This is a genomic window from Rufibacter aurantiacus (assembly GCF_017916345.1).
Lineage (GTDB): Bacteria > Bacteroidota > Bacteroidia > Cytophagales > Hymenobacteraceae > Nibribacter > Nibribacter roseolus.
The window spans coordinates 1,017,397-1,034,320 of sequence record NZ_JAFMSV010000001.1; the positions used below are offsets into that span (position 1 = coordinate 1,017,397).

Below are 16,924 nucleotides of genomic sequence, written 5' to 3' on the forward strand. Positions count from 1 at the left end.
AGACAGAACTTTCAAGCCGTTCACCAAAGAGATGGAAACCAGCCATGCTTCCCTTGGGAGCAGATTTTCCCCAAGATTTCATCCGAAGGAGAATGGATTAAGCTTATTCAGGAATAGCACATCGGCTCCTATGCACCAAAAGGTTTTGCTCAGGTATTATTTCCTGAATTCAAAGGCCAAAGCCTAAGTTTTAGCCCCACCTTTTACCTCTGTTTGAGGTGTTCAGTTCTTCTGACGGAATTGCCTGTTCAATGAGTTGCTGGGGTTTTCCGGCGCCGTGTGAGAAGGTTACACGCTTTCAAGGCTGAGCAAAAAGAAAAGTCCGTTTGGGGCCTGTTTTACCATAAACAGGCCCTAAACGGACTTAATGGAAATAACACAGATTCTTACGCCTGCGCGGCAAACTGCATCTCGTCTTCGGGGTTATGCAACTGACGATCAGATGGTCTGAAGTTGAATTCACACATGTGCAGGAACCTACGCAAGGCATCTTCTACCGACGGCAGGATGGCTCTTTTTTCTGTCCCCAACGCCGAAGAGGCGGGCCGGGCAGCTGGCAGGTTGAATGTTTCATGCGGTACCGGCTGAAGCCAGGGACTGGGCTCCAGGCCCGCCAAATTGGCCGCCAGTTCCGCCAATTGGGCCCAACTGAGGGCGCCTTGGTTGGCCAGGTGCCAGATGCCGCTCTCCCCGTCAATCAACAGGTCAAGGGCGGCGTTCACCAAATCCGGCACGTAAGTAGGTGTGACAATACTGTCTTCCGCGGCAAGGAACGTCTCCTGGTGGGCAATGGCTTTCAAGGCCTTGTACACGAAGTTATGCTCATCCCAAGGCCCGAAGAAGGCACTGGTCCTGATGACCAGGGCACCAGACATAGCGGCCTGCACCTGCTCCTCGGCCAGGGCCTTACTGGAGCCGTATACATTCAGCGGATTAGCCTCGTCTTTCTCTGCATAAAGGGTTGGCTTGTTACCGTCAAAAACCAGGTCTGAGGAGAAAGTCACAAACCCGATGTTCTGCGCCTGGCACACTTTGGCCAGCACAGCCGGCCCCAAGGTGTTTTCGCGGTAGCAAGCTTCAGGTTCACTTTCGGCGTCATCAACGCGCACGTAGCCGGCCGTATTCACCAAAGCCCAGGGTTGGAATTTACGCAGCGTCTCCTCCACCGAGGCTTCATCTGCAATGTCCATATCCTGCCTGGAGAGCAGCACGTACGGGATTCCCCTTACATCACAGACTTTGGCAAAGGCCCGGCCCAGGGTACCAGTGGCACCCGTAATGAGCAGCGGCTGAACGGTGAGATTATTCAGTTGCCGCAAAGGTCCGGCAGCCATATTCCAGGACTCAGGGCATTCTGCCAAAGGCGGGTAGACACTGCGGCAGGCGCGTTTCCACCAACCGTCAATCTGCAGCACCGGGTGGCGTTCTTCCTGTTTGGTCAGGCCGCTCAGGAATTTGGAGACGGCCGTATGGGCTGGTTCCCCGCTGCGCAGGTCGTAGACGCCAATCTCGTAATGGCCGTTGTTCTGGGTAAGCAGGGTGTTCCAGTCATAGGCACCCAGTAAAGTCCAGGCGGTGACCCCCAGGATGTCTTTGCCCTGATTTCTTAAAAACGAGGCAGAATCCCAGACCTCGGCAAACCAGCGCATCTGCTCCTCACGGGTGCAGCACAGATGGGCCTCGGTAATGGCCACCGGAATGTCATAGCGGTCACAGACCTGCTCCAGGATTTTCTGCACACCCAGCGGATTGGCAGCCTGTACGCGCACGGCTTCCACATCGGCGTAGCGCTGATAGTGGTTGCTGCCGTGGGTGTGCCAAGGATAGTCAATGATGCGTTCGTCCAGGTACCGCTCGCTGGTGACGTAGTAGTTCACCCCAATCACGTTAGGCGGACAGGGGTTCTGCACCAAGTCATCCAGGGTTTCCTCGGGCACGTTTACCTCGCGCAGGTAGTTCCACATGGCGTGCTGCCGGTCTACCTTGCCGCAGAGCAGGTCCCAGGAAAGCCACCGGCGGTGATTCTCAAAGTTTGCCTGGTATTGCAACGCGGGAGTGCTGTGGGAGTACCCCAGGTCATCGGTCTGCACCAGTTGGGCATTTGGGTTTATTTCCCTTATCGCCTGCATGGCTAGCCGGGTACCGTTGATTTGGTTTAGTAAAGCTTTGGCAAAGGAGGAATCGTCTTTGGCGTGAGGGTACCAGAAACCGTATAATGCGCTGAACCGGGCGGTGGTAAGTGGTTCGTTGATGGGGGTGTAATAGGTGACCCAGGGGAACTGTTTGGCCACGGAGCGCGCGTACTGCGCAAATTTCTGGGGGAAGTCGTCGTCCAGAAGGTCTGTATATCGGGGGCCGCTGCCATGATGCAGCAGCCCCACGATAGGGTCAATGTTCAGTTCCCGGAGGCGGTTGAGCCGCTGAGTGGCCCAACTCCAATCCTGTTTTTCCGGGTGCTCTGGGGCCACGCTCTCCCACAGTACCGGGTATCGTAATTTGGTGATACCCAATTCCGCAAACAGATCAAGGTCCGTTAGACGTTGCGCGTGCCCGCTCTTGGCTAGCTGGTCAAAGTACTGCTCACCAACGCGGTTAATGGTACACTCAACGCCCCCCCAAAGCTCAATGTTTCCCATTCGGAGTAACTTTGGTGGAACTTCCGTTTACGGTGCTGGCACCTCCAGTCAGGGCTTCGCGCACCACTTTGGGCAATACGTCCATGCCGTCCACAACAGGCTGTTTGGTCACTTTGTCGCCTGTCAGTTTCTTGTGCAGGGTAAGCGCCTGGGCCACAACCTGGTCCATGTTATAGTACTTGTAGGTAGCCAGACGGCCCACGAAGTGAACGCCAGGGGTGGCATCGGCCAGCTTTTTGTACTTGTTGTACAGCTCGGCGTTCTCTGGTTTAGGCACTGGGTAGTAAGGATCTCCCTCTGCGCGGGGGAACTCATACACCAAGCTGGTTTTAGGGTGCTGCTGACCGGTAAGGTATTTGAACTCCGTTACGCGGGTGTACAGCTGCTCATTAGGGTAGTTCACCACGGCCACCGGCTGGAACACTTCTTTGTTCACGGTCTCGTGCTTGAACTCCAGCGAGCGGTACGGCAGTTTTCCGTATTTGAAATCGAAGTACTCATCTACCGGACCGGTATAGATCATCTCTTTGAAAGGAATGAAGTCTATGATGTCATGGTAGTCTGTGTTAAGCATGATCTTGATGTTGGGATGGTCCAGCATCTTCTCAAACATCTTGGTGAAGCCGTGCAGTGGCATGGCCTGGTAGGTGTCTGTGAAGTAGCGGTCATCACGGTTGGTGCGGGTAGGCACGCGCGAAGTCACGGACTTGTCCAGTTCAGAAGGGTCCATGCCCCATTGCTTGCGGGTGTAGTTCTTGAAAAATTTCTCGTAGAGCTCGCGGCCCACTTTGCTTACCACCACATCCTCTGAGGTACGGATGTTGTCCACCTTCTCAGCCACTGACTCAAAGAACTTGTCCAGCTCAAAGGAAGTTAGGTTGAGGCCGTACAGCTTGTTGATGGTGTCCAGGTTAATAGGCATAGGAACCTGCTGTCCGTCTACGCTGGCCAGTACGCGGTGCTCATATGGGCGCCACTCGGTGAACTGCCCCAGGTACTCAAATACCTCTTTGGAGTTGGTGTGGAAGATGTGCGGACCGTACTTGTGCACCAGAATCCCGTCTTCGTTATAATGGTCATAGGCATTGCCGCCAATGTGCGAGCGTTTGTCTATGATTAGTACTTTTTTATTGGAATACGTAGCTAAACGCTCGGCTAGTACGCTCCCGGCAAAGCCTGCCCCTACAATCAGATAGTCGAACATATTGTCTTTTGGCTAAAAGTTAGATCAAATTTAATTTTGCTTATTTTACACGGATACTAATGGCGTATCTCCTCACACTCTCCTCCAGGGAGAGAGAATCTTGTTTCCTGCTTTGGGGCTGTTTTCTTAAAAATTAGCTTGAAACGGCCGGGCTTTTCTTTCCCAGAAGTGAAGCCCTATTTTGCGGCTGAACTCTGCCTGCCCTTTTTCTCCGTGCTTACGCACTGCATCAGGCGCACCATGTTCTGCCAGGTCTTGTCCCATGAGATACCAGCCAGGTATTCATCTGCGCGCTGCCTCCATTTGGCATCGTCTTTCTGGGCCAGCGCTTTCTCCAGGGCTGCTTCAAAATTCTTAGTGCCGTCAGCTATGTGCACCAGGTTCAGCTCGCCATACGGGCGCACCACATCTCTGATAGAGGTAGACACCACGGGTTTACCGGCAGCCAGGTACTCTGGGGTTTTGGTTGGGCTGATGTATTTAGTGGAATCATTGAGGGCGAACAACAGCATGGCTACGTCCCAGCCGGCCAGGTAAGAAGGAAGTTCCTGGTATGATTTCCCGCCCAGGTAATGGATATTATCGGCGTGCGGCAACACGGCTGCATCTATCTTCACCACCGGCCCGATAATAACAAACTGCCACTCCGGGCGTGCTGCGGAAAGTTCGCGGAGTAGCTCAATGTCAAAGCGCTCATCTACCACCCCGAAGAAGCCCATGCGTGGGTGCGGGATATTGGCCTGGTCAGCGGGATCTTCCTGGTCTTGGCGGGCCTGCGCGAAATGAACTTTATCTATGCTGCTTGGGAACGCATACACTTCTTTATGACGATCCTTTTTGGCTTCGTACAGGCTCTGGCCACCGGTGAAAACCACGTCTGCCTTCTGCAGCAACTCAGCCTCCAGTTCCAGCAGGCGCGGAGGGGCAAACTTAAACGCAGAAAGCTCATCCATCACGTCAAACACGGTAAGAGCCGGCGTGAACTGACGGGTTATCTCTAACGCCATAGGCGTATAGTACCAGAAAACGGTTTTGCTCAGGTCATGGTCGGCCATGAAGGCGTTGAGCAGTTCTATTTGCTTGGCGTCTGATTCTTCTGGGGTAAGGCCATTGGGTAAATGCGCAATGACTTTGGTTACCCGGCCTTCTTCGCGCTCCTCCATTTCCAGACGGGGCTGCGCATTGTCATAGAAGTAAGGCTCCTCAAAGAAGAATAAGCGGGTGTGTTTGGCAAAACGCGAGAGCAAGTGCTGCGGGCGCTGGTACACAAAATCCCATCTCAGGTGCGATAAGCAGATAATGGCAGAAACAGAAGTAAGATAGGCCTCCAGACTTGTGTCGTTGGCTAATTTTGGGGCGGTTTTTGGGGTATTATTTACAGACGGTGTGTGCGTACTGGTTGAGGTTACTTCTGGTTCTGGCGTAAGGGAGCTACTCCCCCCGCCGGGGATAAAATCTAAGTCTAGGTCAAACATATCAAAAGCGAGTTAAGAAGTGAGGGTCCTGAAAAAGAGCGCGATAATGGGTGCCTTTTCCTTTTACAAACCTAGCTTACGCACTTTTGGAAAAAAGGCTGCATTTCAATAGGATTTACCCTTGATTACCCTACAAAAACCGCCAAAATTCAGTATAAACCCATCTATTGGGAATGCGATTTATTCCACCCAGATACACATTGGCACCCTTAGAAATACTTTATCCTTTTTTTAAGATAAGCCTAGTATTTTCTGAAGTTCCACCACTGCCTGCCACCCCTTTGGGGTCCTGAGCCAGTCTTTGCGAACGCCCACTTCCTGGAATCCGGCCTGCCTGAAAAGCTGTAAACTGGTGGTATTCTCCTGGCTTACGGAGGCGTAAAGCTGGTGCAGTTGCAACACCTGGGTGGCGTATTCTTCCAGAAGCTGGAGCGTCTCTTTGCCATAGCCTTGCCCCCGCTGGTCAGAGGCCAGCGCAATGCCTACCCCCGCCCGCTGGTGGAGCGGCTCAAAGTCAAAAAGGTCAACCGTGCCAATGGCACTGCGCTCCTGCTGCAGGCAAACCATGAGCCTGAGCTGCCGGGCCGCATAGATGTCCAGGCTGGCGCTTTCCAGGTACTGACGCAGGGCCTCCTGCGAGTAAGGCGCTACGGACAGACTTACCGGCCAAAGGTTTGGGTCATTCTCCAGTCTGTAGAGAAACGCCAGGTCTGAGGGCTCTGGCGCGCGCAGAAAAATGCGGTCTGTTTGAAGCATGGGCAGCTACAGGTGTAAATGGCTTCTAAAAGGTAGGCGCAGGCACCACGCCCGGGTCCTAAAGGTACAGCCAAAAGTAAATAAACCAGCCTCACATAAAGCCACAACCCTGCTCCTGTTTAACTGTTTTTTGTCTTATTTTAAGAAAACAGGCGCGAAAACCAAAAACCGCTTTTTTTCAGATTTTCCAGACCGTGCAAATGGCATAATACCTTTGGTTACCGTCAGTGGATTTTGGACTGTTACTTCTGCAGGTATTGGTCCACCCCTTTTTGGCAGTAAGTGATGTTGGTCTGGATGGTGGTGCGCAGCAGTTCCTCGTTGATGGCTTTGCGGCTGGTGTCAACATACGTGTGGTGCAGATGGTACTGAACTCCGCCCATTTTCAAAGATTTTTTCCTGATGCCGGCATTCATGAGACGAGCCGCTATCTCACTGTCTTCGGGGCCCCACCCCACGTAATTTTCATTATAGCCATTCACCGCCAGAAGGTCCTTACGCCAGAAAGACATGTTGCAGCCTTTCACGTAGTATTTGTTTTTGCCTGTAAGTTTGTAACGGTCCGCCAGAACCCGGCGCAGGAAACCACTGCGTAGCCCATTAAAAAGATTACTGGTCTTTACGATATCGATTAGACCGAATTGCGTTATTTGTTTCTCCAGTACCTCTTGTGAAATTTCCGGGGAGAGATTAATTCTGCCGCCTGCCAAAAAGCGGCCAGGCGCTGCTATTGAAAGATGGTCTTGAATAAAATTAGGATGCAGAATAATATCACCGTCTACCTGCACTATGTAAGGCTCTTTGGTTTGGGCAATAGTTCTGTTCAGGATCATAGACCGTTGGAACCCGTTATCCGGATGCCAGACATGGATCAACGGAACCGGGAAATGCTTCTGAAAACGCGCGATCAAATCCTTGGTCTCCGGGCCTGATCCATCATCGGCAATTAAAACCTCTTTGGGCATCACTACCTGCTGGGCCACACTCTGCAGACACAGGTTGAGGGCCGCGGGCCAGTTGTAAGTTGAAACAATGAGCGAGCACGTGGGTGATGCCATTCAATAAGGGCTTAGGGTTATGTTCTTCTTTGCAAAATTTTAAACGGGGGAATATTGATTGGGGGAATTAAAGTAAACAGAATTACAGGCTGATTTCTCCTTTGAAAACCTGCAGGGCCGGACCAATGAGGAACACGTTTCTGAAACCGTTGCCTTCCTTCTCAAAGCTTACCTGCAGTTCTCCGCCCAGCACCTGGATGTGGACAGGACTCTCATACCCGGCCCGGCTGGCAGCCAGGGCGCAGGCGGTTACGCCGGTTCCGCAGGAGAAGGTCTCATCCTCCACGCCGCGTTCATACGTACGCACAAACAACTTGTTATGGTGCAGGTGCTCCACGAAGTTCACGTTGGTACCTTCGGCCTTGAACCGGTCTGAGTAACGGATGGCCCGCCCCTCTGCAAACACGTTCAAATCCTGCAGCGCCTCTACCTGCTTCACGTAATGCGGCGACCCGGTGTTCATGAAAGTAGCGGTATCCAGGTCTTCTACTTCGTCCACATCTTTCATCTGCAGGTGCACCAACCCGTCTTTCAGAAATGCCTGGTGCGGACCGTCAGAGGCGATGAAGTACGCCTGGTCTTCTACCACGCCCAGGAACTGGGCAAAGGCCACCAGGCAGCGTCCGCCGTTTCCGCACATAGAGCCCACACGGCCATCGGCGTTGTAGTAGACCATCTCAAAGTCATAGCCTTCTTTTTCCTGCAACAGCATAAGGCCATCGGCCCCGATTCCCTTGCGGCGGTCGCAAAGGAAAGCCACCTGCTCCTGACTCAGTTGAATGTTCTGTTCCCGGTTGTCCAGCACCACAAAGTCATTGCCGGTGCCCTGGTATTTATAGAAAGTCAAATTCATGATGTAAGTAAAGGAGCTTTTCCTGCTTATGGAATGTGGTCTCCTGCTAGTAAGAACCTTGAAAATTAAGAAAAAAAGAATTGCCGCGCTATTTCCTCACTTTATAACCTGATGCTTCTGGTAAAGATTCACTATCGTCCTCGGCGGTTGCTCCTCCAGCCTAAGGTAAGGAAAACCCGTTTTTGGTTTCGGCCCTGATTTCCTGAAAAGAGCCCCTAAATAGCTCTCCCTGCACGCTGAGCCAGAAAACAGCCTTATTTTGGTTTACAGGCGTTTCCTCAAAAACGAGGTGAATACGTAGGTTTTTCTAGCGCTGCAAAGCACCTTACAAGAAGAACAGCACTGCAACCCACAAAACCGTACCTTTGCACCTTTACCACCCCAAAAACCTATGTACACTTTCCTGACCACCAGCGCCTGGACCGATTACGAACTGATTGACTGCGGCAACTTTGAGAAACTGGAGCGCTTTGGAGACTACGTGCTGGCCCGACCCGAGCCTCAGGCCGCCTGGGACAAACACCTCTCCGAGGGTGAGTGGCAAAGGCTGGCGCAGGCTACCTTCAAACGCGAGAAAGGCAACCAGGAGAAAGGACAGTGGCAACTGAAAAAAGGCATGGCCGAGCAGTGGTTCATCAACTACCGTTACAACGATCTCAAACTGCGGTTCCGGTTGGGCTTGTCTTCTTTTAAACACGTGGGTTTGTTCCCTGAGCAGGACCCTAACTGGCAATTCATCTTTGACCGCACCCGCGCGCTGCCCGGCAAGCCGAAGGTGTTGAACATGTTCGCCTACACCGGCGGTGCTTCCTTAGCAGCCAATGCCGCTGGTGCCGATGTCACCCACCTGGACAGCGTGAAGCAGGTGAACTTCTGGGCCCGCCAGAACATGGAGGCCAGCAACCTGGACAACATCCGGTGGCTCGTGGAAGACGCTATGAAATACGCCCGTCGCGAGGTGAAACGCGGAAACAAATACCAGGGCATCATCCTGGACCCTCCCGCATACGGCCGTGGTCCCGATGGCGAGAAATGGCTCCTGGAGGAACAAATCAATGAGCTCATCAAACTCTGCTCGCAACTCCTGGACCCAGAGAATAACTTCTTCGTGATCAACCTGTATTCCCTCGGGTTCTCGGCTCTGATTTTGGATAACCTCATCAAAGCGTCTTTCGGCAACACAGTGCGCAACGAGGAGCTGGGGGAGCTTTACCTTGAAGACCAGGCCAAACGCAAACTGCCGCTAGGCACGTTCTTCCGGTTCAGCTCTGTGAAATAGATTGTTATTTGTTGGTTGTTGATTGCCGTACCGCCAAAGCCGTTTTAAGCCTGATTTGTAGAAAATCGGCTTAAAACGGCTTTCTTTGTTTAGAAGAAGAGTTTGCCTGGTCAAAGCACCGCCTTTTACCGTAGTGCCTTCTTAAAACCTATTGACGTTCAATCCATCAGTAGAATAGAGTTATTTACTCGTACTGATCGATTCTTAATTCCTAATTCTAAATTCCTAATTCAAAAACATGTCGCGCCGATTTGCCCTTATAGACCTTGGAACCAATACTTTCCACCTGCTTATTGTTGAACTGGACGCCGATGGCGGGCAACAGACCCTATATAAAACCAAAGTACCGGTGAAACTGGGCGAGGGCGGCATCAGCAAAGGCGAGATCACGCCGGCGGCCCGGGAGCGCGGCCTCAAAACACTGGCCGAGTTCAAAGAGATCATGGACCAGCATGGGGTGGAAACGGTGAAAGCCACCGCCACCAGCGCCCTGCGCAATGCCAGCAACGGCGCTGAGGTGGTGGCCGCCATCAAAGAACACACCGGCATTGACGTGGAGGTGATCTCAGGCGCCCGTGAGGCCGAACTCATTTTCAAAGGCGTGCAACTGGCCATGGAAGTGGGCCCCAAACCGGTGATGGTGATGGATATTGGCGGCGGCAGCATAGAATTCATCATCGGGACGGACAAAGGCATTCTCTGGAAGAAAAGCTTTGAGATTGGTGCCCAACGCCTTCTGGACAAGTTCTACCCGGAACAGGAACAAGCCATTAAACCAGAGCAAGTCAAAGCCCTGCGCCACTACCTGCAAGACCACCTGCAGAAACTTACCTCCGCCGTGCTGCAGCACCAACCCGAAGTCCTGATCGGTTCTTCGGGCACTTTTGACACGCTGGTAGACATGGACCTGGCTCCCCAGGGAATCACCCGCGACCCCAACGGCTCCCCCGATATGTCTTTAGCGCTGGCTACCTTTCACCGGCAGTACAAAGAACTCCTGCAAAAGACCCGCCCCGAGCGTCTGGCTATTCCCGGCATGCTGGCCATGCGGGTAGACATGATTGTGGTGGCGTGCGTAGCCATTGACTGGGTGCTGGAGAAGTATAATCTGAACAAGATCAGGGTTTCTGCTTATGCGCTGAAGGAAGGGATGTTAGCGGAGTTGTTACAGGGGTAGGTCTTCTTCTTAGTTTCTATTTGATTGTACTCGTAGTCCGCTTTCGCTGGCGCGGCAGTTTGCGTTAGCTCATAAGCTGGGTTGTTGCAAAGCTAGGCTCCGAGCGCTCACGGCCGCGAGGCCCCGCCTTCCGGCCTCGCGCTGCGCCAGCTTCCTTTGCTCCCTTACGGTCGCAATGCCTTGCGGCACCGGAACCTGACAAGGCGCTCCACCGAAAGGCTGGAAAAGGGAATACAGTAGGAACGCCTCAGACCTCACAGGTTTTCAAAACCTGTGAGGTCTTGCTTTGTAGAGACGCAACACCTTGCGTCTCTACAAAGCATTGCTGAGGGGGGGCAGAGTGTTTACACCTGCTGATTCTCTCATTCCAACATTTGCCGAATGTAGAGACAAGGCATGCCTTGTCTTCCACGTGTCCTCCGTAATTAACGTCAGGAACCAGAAAGGGCACCCACAAGAGGTAGCCCTACTTATATTATATATCATATAGACCATTTGCTGAAAATGGCTCCCAAACGAAAACGTGAATCATACAAGCAGAACGGCCTCTCCTGATTAGGAGAGGCCGTTCTGCTTGTATGATTCACGTCAGTTTCTTGAATTGCTTTTGGTAGGCTTTGTTCAGGGTTTTCAGGTCTTTGTTGCCGCCGGTGTAGGTGTTGGCGAGTTGCTTGTAGTCTCCTTTGGGATTAGCCTGGGCATCGCGGGTGGCGAGGAGCTGGCCTATCTGTTCCTGCAGTTGGTTCAGGTTGTATTTGGTATACTTCAAGGTAACTAAGCGTTTCACTAATTCCAGGGCACCGGTGGCGTCCCCGTTGGCGGCGGCGTGCCGGGCAACCTCGGCCACGAAGGTTTTGTTTTCGTGGGTCACGGCAAAAGCGAGCAAAGATGCATGCTCCAAGCCAAACCGAGCGACGGCGGCAGTTTCATAATGCCGGCTGGCTTCCTGGTACACCTTCACGGCCTCGGGCATATTGTTCTGGCCGATGAGCGCATTGGCTTTCTGCAGCAGTTCCTGGTAGTGGGCCGGGGCATCAATCCGGGCCAGTTCCACTTCGGCGGTAGCCGATGGGATGGCGCATCCGCCGTTGTCTTTGGCGGCCGCAATGGCCTGGTCCAACGCAGCGGCGGCCTGGGCAAACTTGCGCTCGGCGCTTAGCTGCAGGGAGCGCTGGTAGTGCTGGTCATAAGAAGCTTGGGCGTTGGCGCACTCCTGGGAGAAGATTCCCTGGTTCAGAGCCCGGAACTTGCCGTCCAGTTCTTTGTCGTTCACCAAACCATAACGGATCTGCAGGTTGGTGACCTCGGCGGAGATGGAACGGGCCTGGGGCAATTTATTGGCGTTGGCCTGTAACTGACCTTGCGCGATTTTCTCCAGGATCACCGGGCGGGCCGCCTGCCGAAGCAGTTTCTCGGCATCAGGTTGGGACTCTAAGCCAAAGTCACTGACCAGGCTCTTCCCTTTCTCAAATGCCATTAACGCTGCAGCATACTGTTTGGTCTGGAGGGCTTTGCGGCCATCGGCCATGTAGCCGGCATACACTTGTTGCTGTACATCGCGGAGCAGATTGGTAGCGGCGGCATCTGAGTCTATGGCGGTTTTGTTGTTGCGGGCGTACTGCTGCGCTTCCCGGGCCAGCTTTTCGGCCTGGTTTAGGTTTTTCTGGTCTAGGGCCTGGCGTCCGTCCTGCAGCAAGTCATCATAGATGCCGTTTTTGGCGAACTCAATGCCTTTCTCCCACAGCTCGGGGCGGCAACGCAGGCTGGAGATGCCTCGGCAGAAATCCTGGGCTTCTTCAAACTGCTCCAGCGCCTGGCGGTACTTGCCCTGGTTGTTCAGCTGCTCTCCGTTGCGCACGTATTCATTCTGGATATCCAGCGCCAGCTCCTGCCCAAACCGGTAGGTCTCTGGATCAACCTGCATGCGGTTGAGGAGATCGCGGGTGCGTTTAGAGGCTTCTTTCAGGTAACCGGCCTTAAAATCAAGCCGGGCCAGTTGCAGGTGCGCCGGCGCGAAGGCGGGGTTGGCCTGCAGCGAGCGTTCAAAGAACTCGCGCCCAGCCCGAACATTGCCGTTCATGGCCATCTCCAGGCCACGGTTATAGAAGATCTCGGGGAGGCGGGCCCACATCTGATCAAGGGCTATCCGGCGCTCTCTCATACGTAGCTCCAGATCCTGCATGCGGCGCTGCAACTGCACGGGATCATGCCGGCGCAGGCCCAGTTCGCGCTCCATGCGGTTGTCATCCAGCAAGGCCAAGTCCCGCTCCAGCAGTTTCAACCGATCGCCGTGTAAGGCCAAGTGATCAATATCATTGGGGTTCACGGCCTGTAGATCGCGGGAAAGCTGGGCCAAACGGGCATCTGCTTCATAGTATCGGTTCACCAAATTCAACCGGTTGCGCACAGCACCATCGTTACTGGCGGAGAAACCCAGTTTCTTCTCTACTACCTTCAACTTGTAGCCCGTGAAATCAGAAGTGTCTTTCACGGAAGTCTGCACCAGCACGGTAGCCCCGTCTTCGCTGATGCTCTTGTTTGAAATATCGAAGGTCTGCAGCACTTTGTCTTCGCGGCCCAGCAACTGCACCTTGGCCGTGATCACGGTTGGGGTTAAGGCATCAGAGAAGTCAAACTCCCGGAAAAGCACCTGCTCGCGCACCCGCACATGGCGTACCGAGGCGTTCACCGCAACCTGGTCTCCGGTGCGCGTGATCTTCTCCTGCTGCTCATACTCCACCGGCAGCACCAGTTTCCCCGACCGATGATGGTTGTCTCTCCCCAGTTGCTGCGCCAGGGCGTTCAGGTCTGAGTTGGCGAAGCTGGAAATGGAGATAGTCTCCTGCTTGGTCTGCTCATACAGTACTTTGGAAGATGACTGCGCTCCAGCCTGCCCGCCCCAGAAGAGCAGCGAAACGATGAAAAAGGAGAGTAAATGAGCTTTCATAATATTAGCAATATCTTATATTCAGCAAAAGGCAAAATCCGTTCCAGAAAAAGAGCCATGGAAAGTTATTTACCAGGAAGATGCAACACCGCGCTTCCAGGTTGCTTGATCCCCTGAAATTTAGTTCGGTGAATACAGGGGCTTTAAGGGTGTTTTGCGGAAAACAGGGCCAAACCCATAAACAGGACACGTAAGTCCTTGGGCTCCCCTATTTGCAATGGGATTGAAGATTTGGGAATGTTTGGCCGGCAGGTGTAAAAATTCTTCTACCCCTTCAAAGGGGGAGTCTTATCAGCAATGTGTGAAGACGCAAGGTATTGCGTCTCTACAGAGGAAGACGCTCACAGGACCTGCGGACGCTGCGAGGTCTGAGGCGTTCTTGCTGGCGTATTTCTTTTCCAGCTTTTCGGTGGAGCGCCTTGTCAGGTTCCGGTGCCGAAGGCATTGTGACCGAAGAGAGCAAAGGAAGCTGGCGCAGCGCGAGGCCGGAAGGCGGGGCCTCGCGGCCGTGAGCGCACGGAGGGAAACCATGAAACAACCCAGCTCATGAACCAACGCAAACGGCAGCGCCACGCCAGCACCAGCGGACTACGTAAGCAAAAAAGACCACTGAAAGACAAACAAACGCCAAGCAAACAGCACTTCATCTCAAGAGAACCAAAGAAGCCCCTTACAACCCACTCACCTTCTTATTCTTCGGATACTTCACCACGTACCGCAAAGTGCGCTTCACCGTCTCATTCGGTTTCAAAGAAATCTGCCAGGTTACCTTCCCAGAATCCTTGTCCAGTTTGCCGCCGTTAAGGTCCACGTCCTCCACCTCAATCTCCGAGGTTGTACTCATGGGAATCTGGTCTTCCACCGTAATGGTCACCGGTTGCGCCTTGGTATTCCGGAGGCTGATCTCGTAGCCAAACTGTTCTTTGATGTTGCTGCCCAATGTGGAGCGTTTCTGGTAATCTTTCAGACGCTCGCGCTGCACCACCACGTTCTGGTCACGGCCCAGGGAAAGGGTGAGCGTGTCACGGGTTTGCTCCGGGTTTAGAAAAGACTTACCGGTAAAGGTGCCCGCCAGAAAAACGTTGGCCTCACCGGGCAGCAGTTTCAGGTTCTCCCAATTGGTTAGATAGGCTACCAGAAAAGCCGTGGGATCAAGCTTAGGTACGGTGGTGTGGGCATAAGTGGTGGTGAGGCTGTGCTGCTGGATGTCTACGGTGTGTGGTTCCCCATCAGATGGTACGCTGAACGGAATGCCAATCTTGAACTCGGCGGCCAGAGTGGTGGCCACGGCTTCGGTGAAGTCTGAAGTGGAGGTGGATACACCTGCCACTTTATTCTCAATGGCTGTTACCACTACTTCGTTTAATGCATCCCCTTCTTCATCCTCTCTAATCACCGGAGAAGAAAATTTCACCTTACTACGGATAGGTGGAGGAGGAAGTTGAATACTCAACTGCTGAGGAAACAAATCAGGCTTCTGCGCGCCTTCAGCCGGGTTGGTAGTTGCCAAGGTCAGTTGCACGTTGTCCCAGTTTACGCCGGTGTTCTGCCGCACGTTGGCCTTGTATTGCAGTTGCACCGGTCCCTGGCTGCCGCTTGCCCTGAGATCATAAATAGGTTCCCAAATGGCATTGATAACAACATAAGACACCTCTAATCCAACCTGCGCCCGGGCAGCCGCCTGCACGGACACAATCACGCGGTTGTTCGCCTGCTGGTTCTGCCGGGTTTGGTTCACCTGGTTGATGAACTGGTTCTGGCGCTCGCGCAGCAGGTTTAATTGCAGGTCTATGGTTTGGATTTCCTTCCGGATGGCCAGCAAACGGGTGCGGTAATAATCGGCTACTTCTTTGAGGCGGGCGGCGGTGAGTCCGGTTTGGGAACCGCCAATGTTCTGGTTGGCCTGCAACAGCCCTTCCTCTTTCTGCAGGACTTCGCGCTGGTCTGAAAGCGTTCTGATGCGGCCGTTATAGCTTTGCAGGGAGTCTTCCAGCCGTTGCAACTCAGTGGGCTTGGTGGTATTTCGAAGGAAATTCTGCTCGTAACGTACCGAGAGCAGCGTTACGTTGCCCGTTGGGTTCACCTGCACGCTCCGCTCATCCAACTGCGCGGGAAGGCCTTCCAGCACCAACTCGGTCACGCCCGGGTCTACCGTTGTTCTGCCAATGTTGGTTACCTGCGCGCGGTTCAGGAACACCGTGACGGCTTTCACCTGGGTATTCATGGTTTCCTGTTTTTGCGCCGAAACAGGAAAAACAAGCCAGAAACAGCTTAGCCATAGGCCCAGGCTCACGCGGAACAAATTCATAAAGGGGAGGTTTAGGAGTAGATAGAACAAATGGATGCTTTCACAAAGGAAGCATTTCTGCTGGAATGTTTTCTTCCGTTTGCCTTACCTTTGGCGCTTTCAATCTGAAATTGCGCATGTACCCCTACGAACGACTTTTCGATTTCTCCCGCAAGATATTCCTGGCCATCGGCTGCCCGCCCGAAGACGCCCAAACCGCAACTGAAACCCTGCTCTCCGCCGATATCCGCGGTGTAGACTCTCATGGCGTAGCGCGCCTCATTGGGTACGTGCGCCTCTGGGAAGCGGGCCGCATCAATGCTACGCCCAACGTGCGCATCGTGCACGAGACGCCCAGCACCGCCACCGTGGACGGCGACGGCGGCTTAGGTCTGGTAGTAGCGCCTAAGGCCATGCAGATTGCGCTGGAGAAAGCCAAAGTAGCCGGCAGTGGCTGGGTGGCCGTGAAGAATTCCAACCACTTCGGGATTGCCGGTTACCACGCCATGAAAGCCCTGGAGCATGACATGATTGGCATGGCCATGACCAACGCCAGCCCGCTCGTAGCCCCTACTTATTCCTTGGAACGATTGCTGGGCACCAACCCCATCGCCGTAGCCATCCCGGCCAACGAGCAGCCGCCCTTCGTCGCAGATTTAGCTACCACCACCGCCGCCAATGGCAAACTGGAGATGCTGCAGCGCAAGAACCTGGAAGCACCCCTCGGCTGGATTCAGGCGGTAGACGGCTCCCCTTCTACTAACCCCAACGAACTGAAAGACGGCGGTGCCCTGCTCCCCCTGGGCGGTGATACCGGCAGCCATAAAGGCTATGCGCTAGGCGCAGTGGTAGACATTTTCTCAGCGGTTTTGTCCGGGGCCAATTACGGGCCGTGGGTGCCGCCATTCGTGAGCTTCCTGGCGCCGCCCGCAGATCCGGTGGGCGAAGGCATCGGGCACTTCTTCGGGGCCATGCGCGTAGACGCCTTCCGCCCTGCCGAGGACTTCAAGCACCACATGGACAACTGGATCACCCGCTTCAGATGCTCCAAAGCCAAAGAAGGCCACCAGGTCCTCATCCCCGGCGATCCGGAGCGCATTTTCACCGAGCAACGGATGAAAGAAGGTATTCCGCTGCTTCCGCCGGTAGTGAAAGATCTGGAAGGCTTGGGCGAGAAGTTTGGGGTGATTTTGTAAGAAATAGTTTCGGGCCTGTTTTGCAGAAGATAGGCCCGAAACACTGCTTACCTTTG

11 protein-coding genes are annotated in these 16,924 nt (G+C 53.8%); 3 read left to right on the forward strand and 8 right to left on the reverse strand.

Features of this window, described 5'->3' with window-relative positions:
* Positions 1–386 precede the first annotated feature (386 nt).
* From J3P34_RS04125 to dapF, 6 genes are all read right to left on the reverse strand, one after another.
* Entirely contained in the window at positions 387–2,636 is a 2,250-nt protein-coding gene (locus J3P34_RS04125; RefSeq protein WP_210486535.1) for a family 1 glycosylhydrolase, read from the reverse strand.
* Positions 2,623–3,840, reverse strand: coding sequence for a UDP-galactopyranose mutase (gene glf, locus J3P34_RS04130; RefSeq protein WP_210466533.1), 1,218 nt, complete (start codon positions 3,838–3,840; stop codon positions 2,623–2,625). Before glf ends, J3P34_RS04125 begins: the two co-directional genes overlap by 14 nt.
* Before the next feature lie 176 nt (positions 3,841–4,016).
* A complete protein-coding gene (locus J3P34_RS04135; protein ID WP_210486537.1) occupies positions 4,017–5,315 on the reverse strand; it encodes a glycosyltransferase family 1 protein in 1,299 nt (432 codons plus the stop codon).
* Positions 5,316–5,546: 231 nt separating this feature from the next.
* Positions 5,547–6,071, reverse strand: coding sequence for a GNAT family N-acetyltransferase (locus J3P34_RS04140; RefSeq protein WP_210486539.1), 525 nt, complete (start codon positions 6,069–6,071; stop codon positions 5,547–5,549).
* Positions 6,072–6,313: 242 nt separating this feature from the next.
* The gene (locus tag J3P34_RS04145; RefSeq protein ID WP_210466536.1) at positions 6,314–7,129 is read right to left on the reverse strand and encodes a glycosyltransferase family 2 protein; all 816 of its coding nucleotides are present in this window, start codon (positions 7,127–7,129) and stop codon (positions 6,314–6,316) included.
* 82 nt (positions 7,130–7,211) lie between these two features.
* Complete coding sequence (dapF, locus tag J3P34_RS04150) at positions 7,212–7,982, reverse strand: diaminopimelate epimerase (RefSeq protein ID WP_210466537.1); 771 nt, start codon at positions 7,980–7,982, stop codon at positions 7,212–7,214.
* 391 nt (positions 7,983–8,373) lie between these two features.
* Between dapF and J3P34_RS04155 the strand changes: the two genes are divergently transcribed.
* Positions 8,374–9,261 (forward strand): class I SAM-dependent methyltransferase, encoded by an 888-nt coding sequence (locus J3P34_RS04155; protein WP_210486541.1) that lies wholly within the window; start codon positions 8,374–8,376, stop codon positions 9,259–9,261.
* A 238-nt stretch (positions 9,262–9,499) separates the two neighbouring features.
* Complete coding sequence (locus J3P34_RS04160; RefSeq protein WP_210486543.1) at positions 9,500–10,438, forward strand: Ppx/GppA phosphatase family protein; 939 nt, start codon at positions 9,500–9,502, stop codon at positions 10,436–10,438.
* A 583-nt stretch (positions 10,439–11,021) separates the two neighbouring features.
* Here J3P34_RS04160 and J3P34_RS04165 read toward each other — a convergent pair.
* Positions 11,022–13,385, reverse strand: a complete 2,364-nt coding sequence (locus J3P34_RS04165; RefSeq protein ID WP_210486545.1) for a tetratricopeptide repeat protein — start codon at positions 13,383–13,385, stop codon at positions 11,022–11,024.
* A 670-nt stretch (positions 13,386–14,055) separates the two neighbouring features.
* A complete protein-coding gene (locus J3P34_RS04170; protein WP_210486547.1) occupies positions 14,056–15,693 on the reverse strand; it encodes a DUF4139 domain-containing protein in 1,638 nt (545 codons plus the stop codon).
* Positions 15,694–15,809: 116 nt separating this feature from the next.
* On the opposite strand from J3P34_RS04170, the gene J3P34_RS04175 reads away from it, so the two are divergent.
* Positions 15,810–16,868: an Ldh family oxidoreductase gene (locus J3P34_RS04175; RefSeq protein WP_210486548.1), complete on the forward strand. Its 1,059-nt coding sequence runs from the start codon at positions 15,810–15,812 to the stop codon at positions 16,866–16,868.
* Positions 16,869–16,924 lie beyond the last annotated feature (56 nt).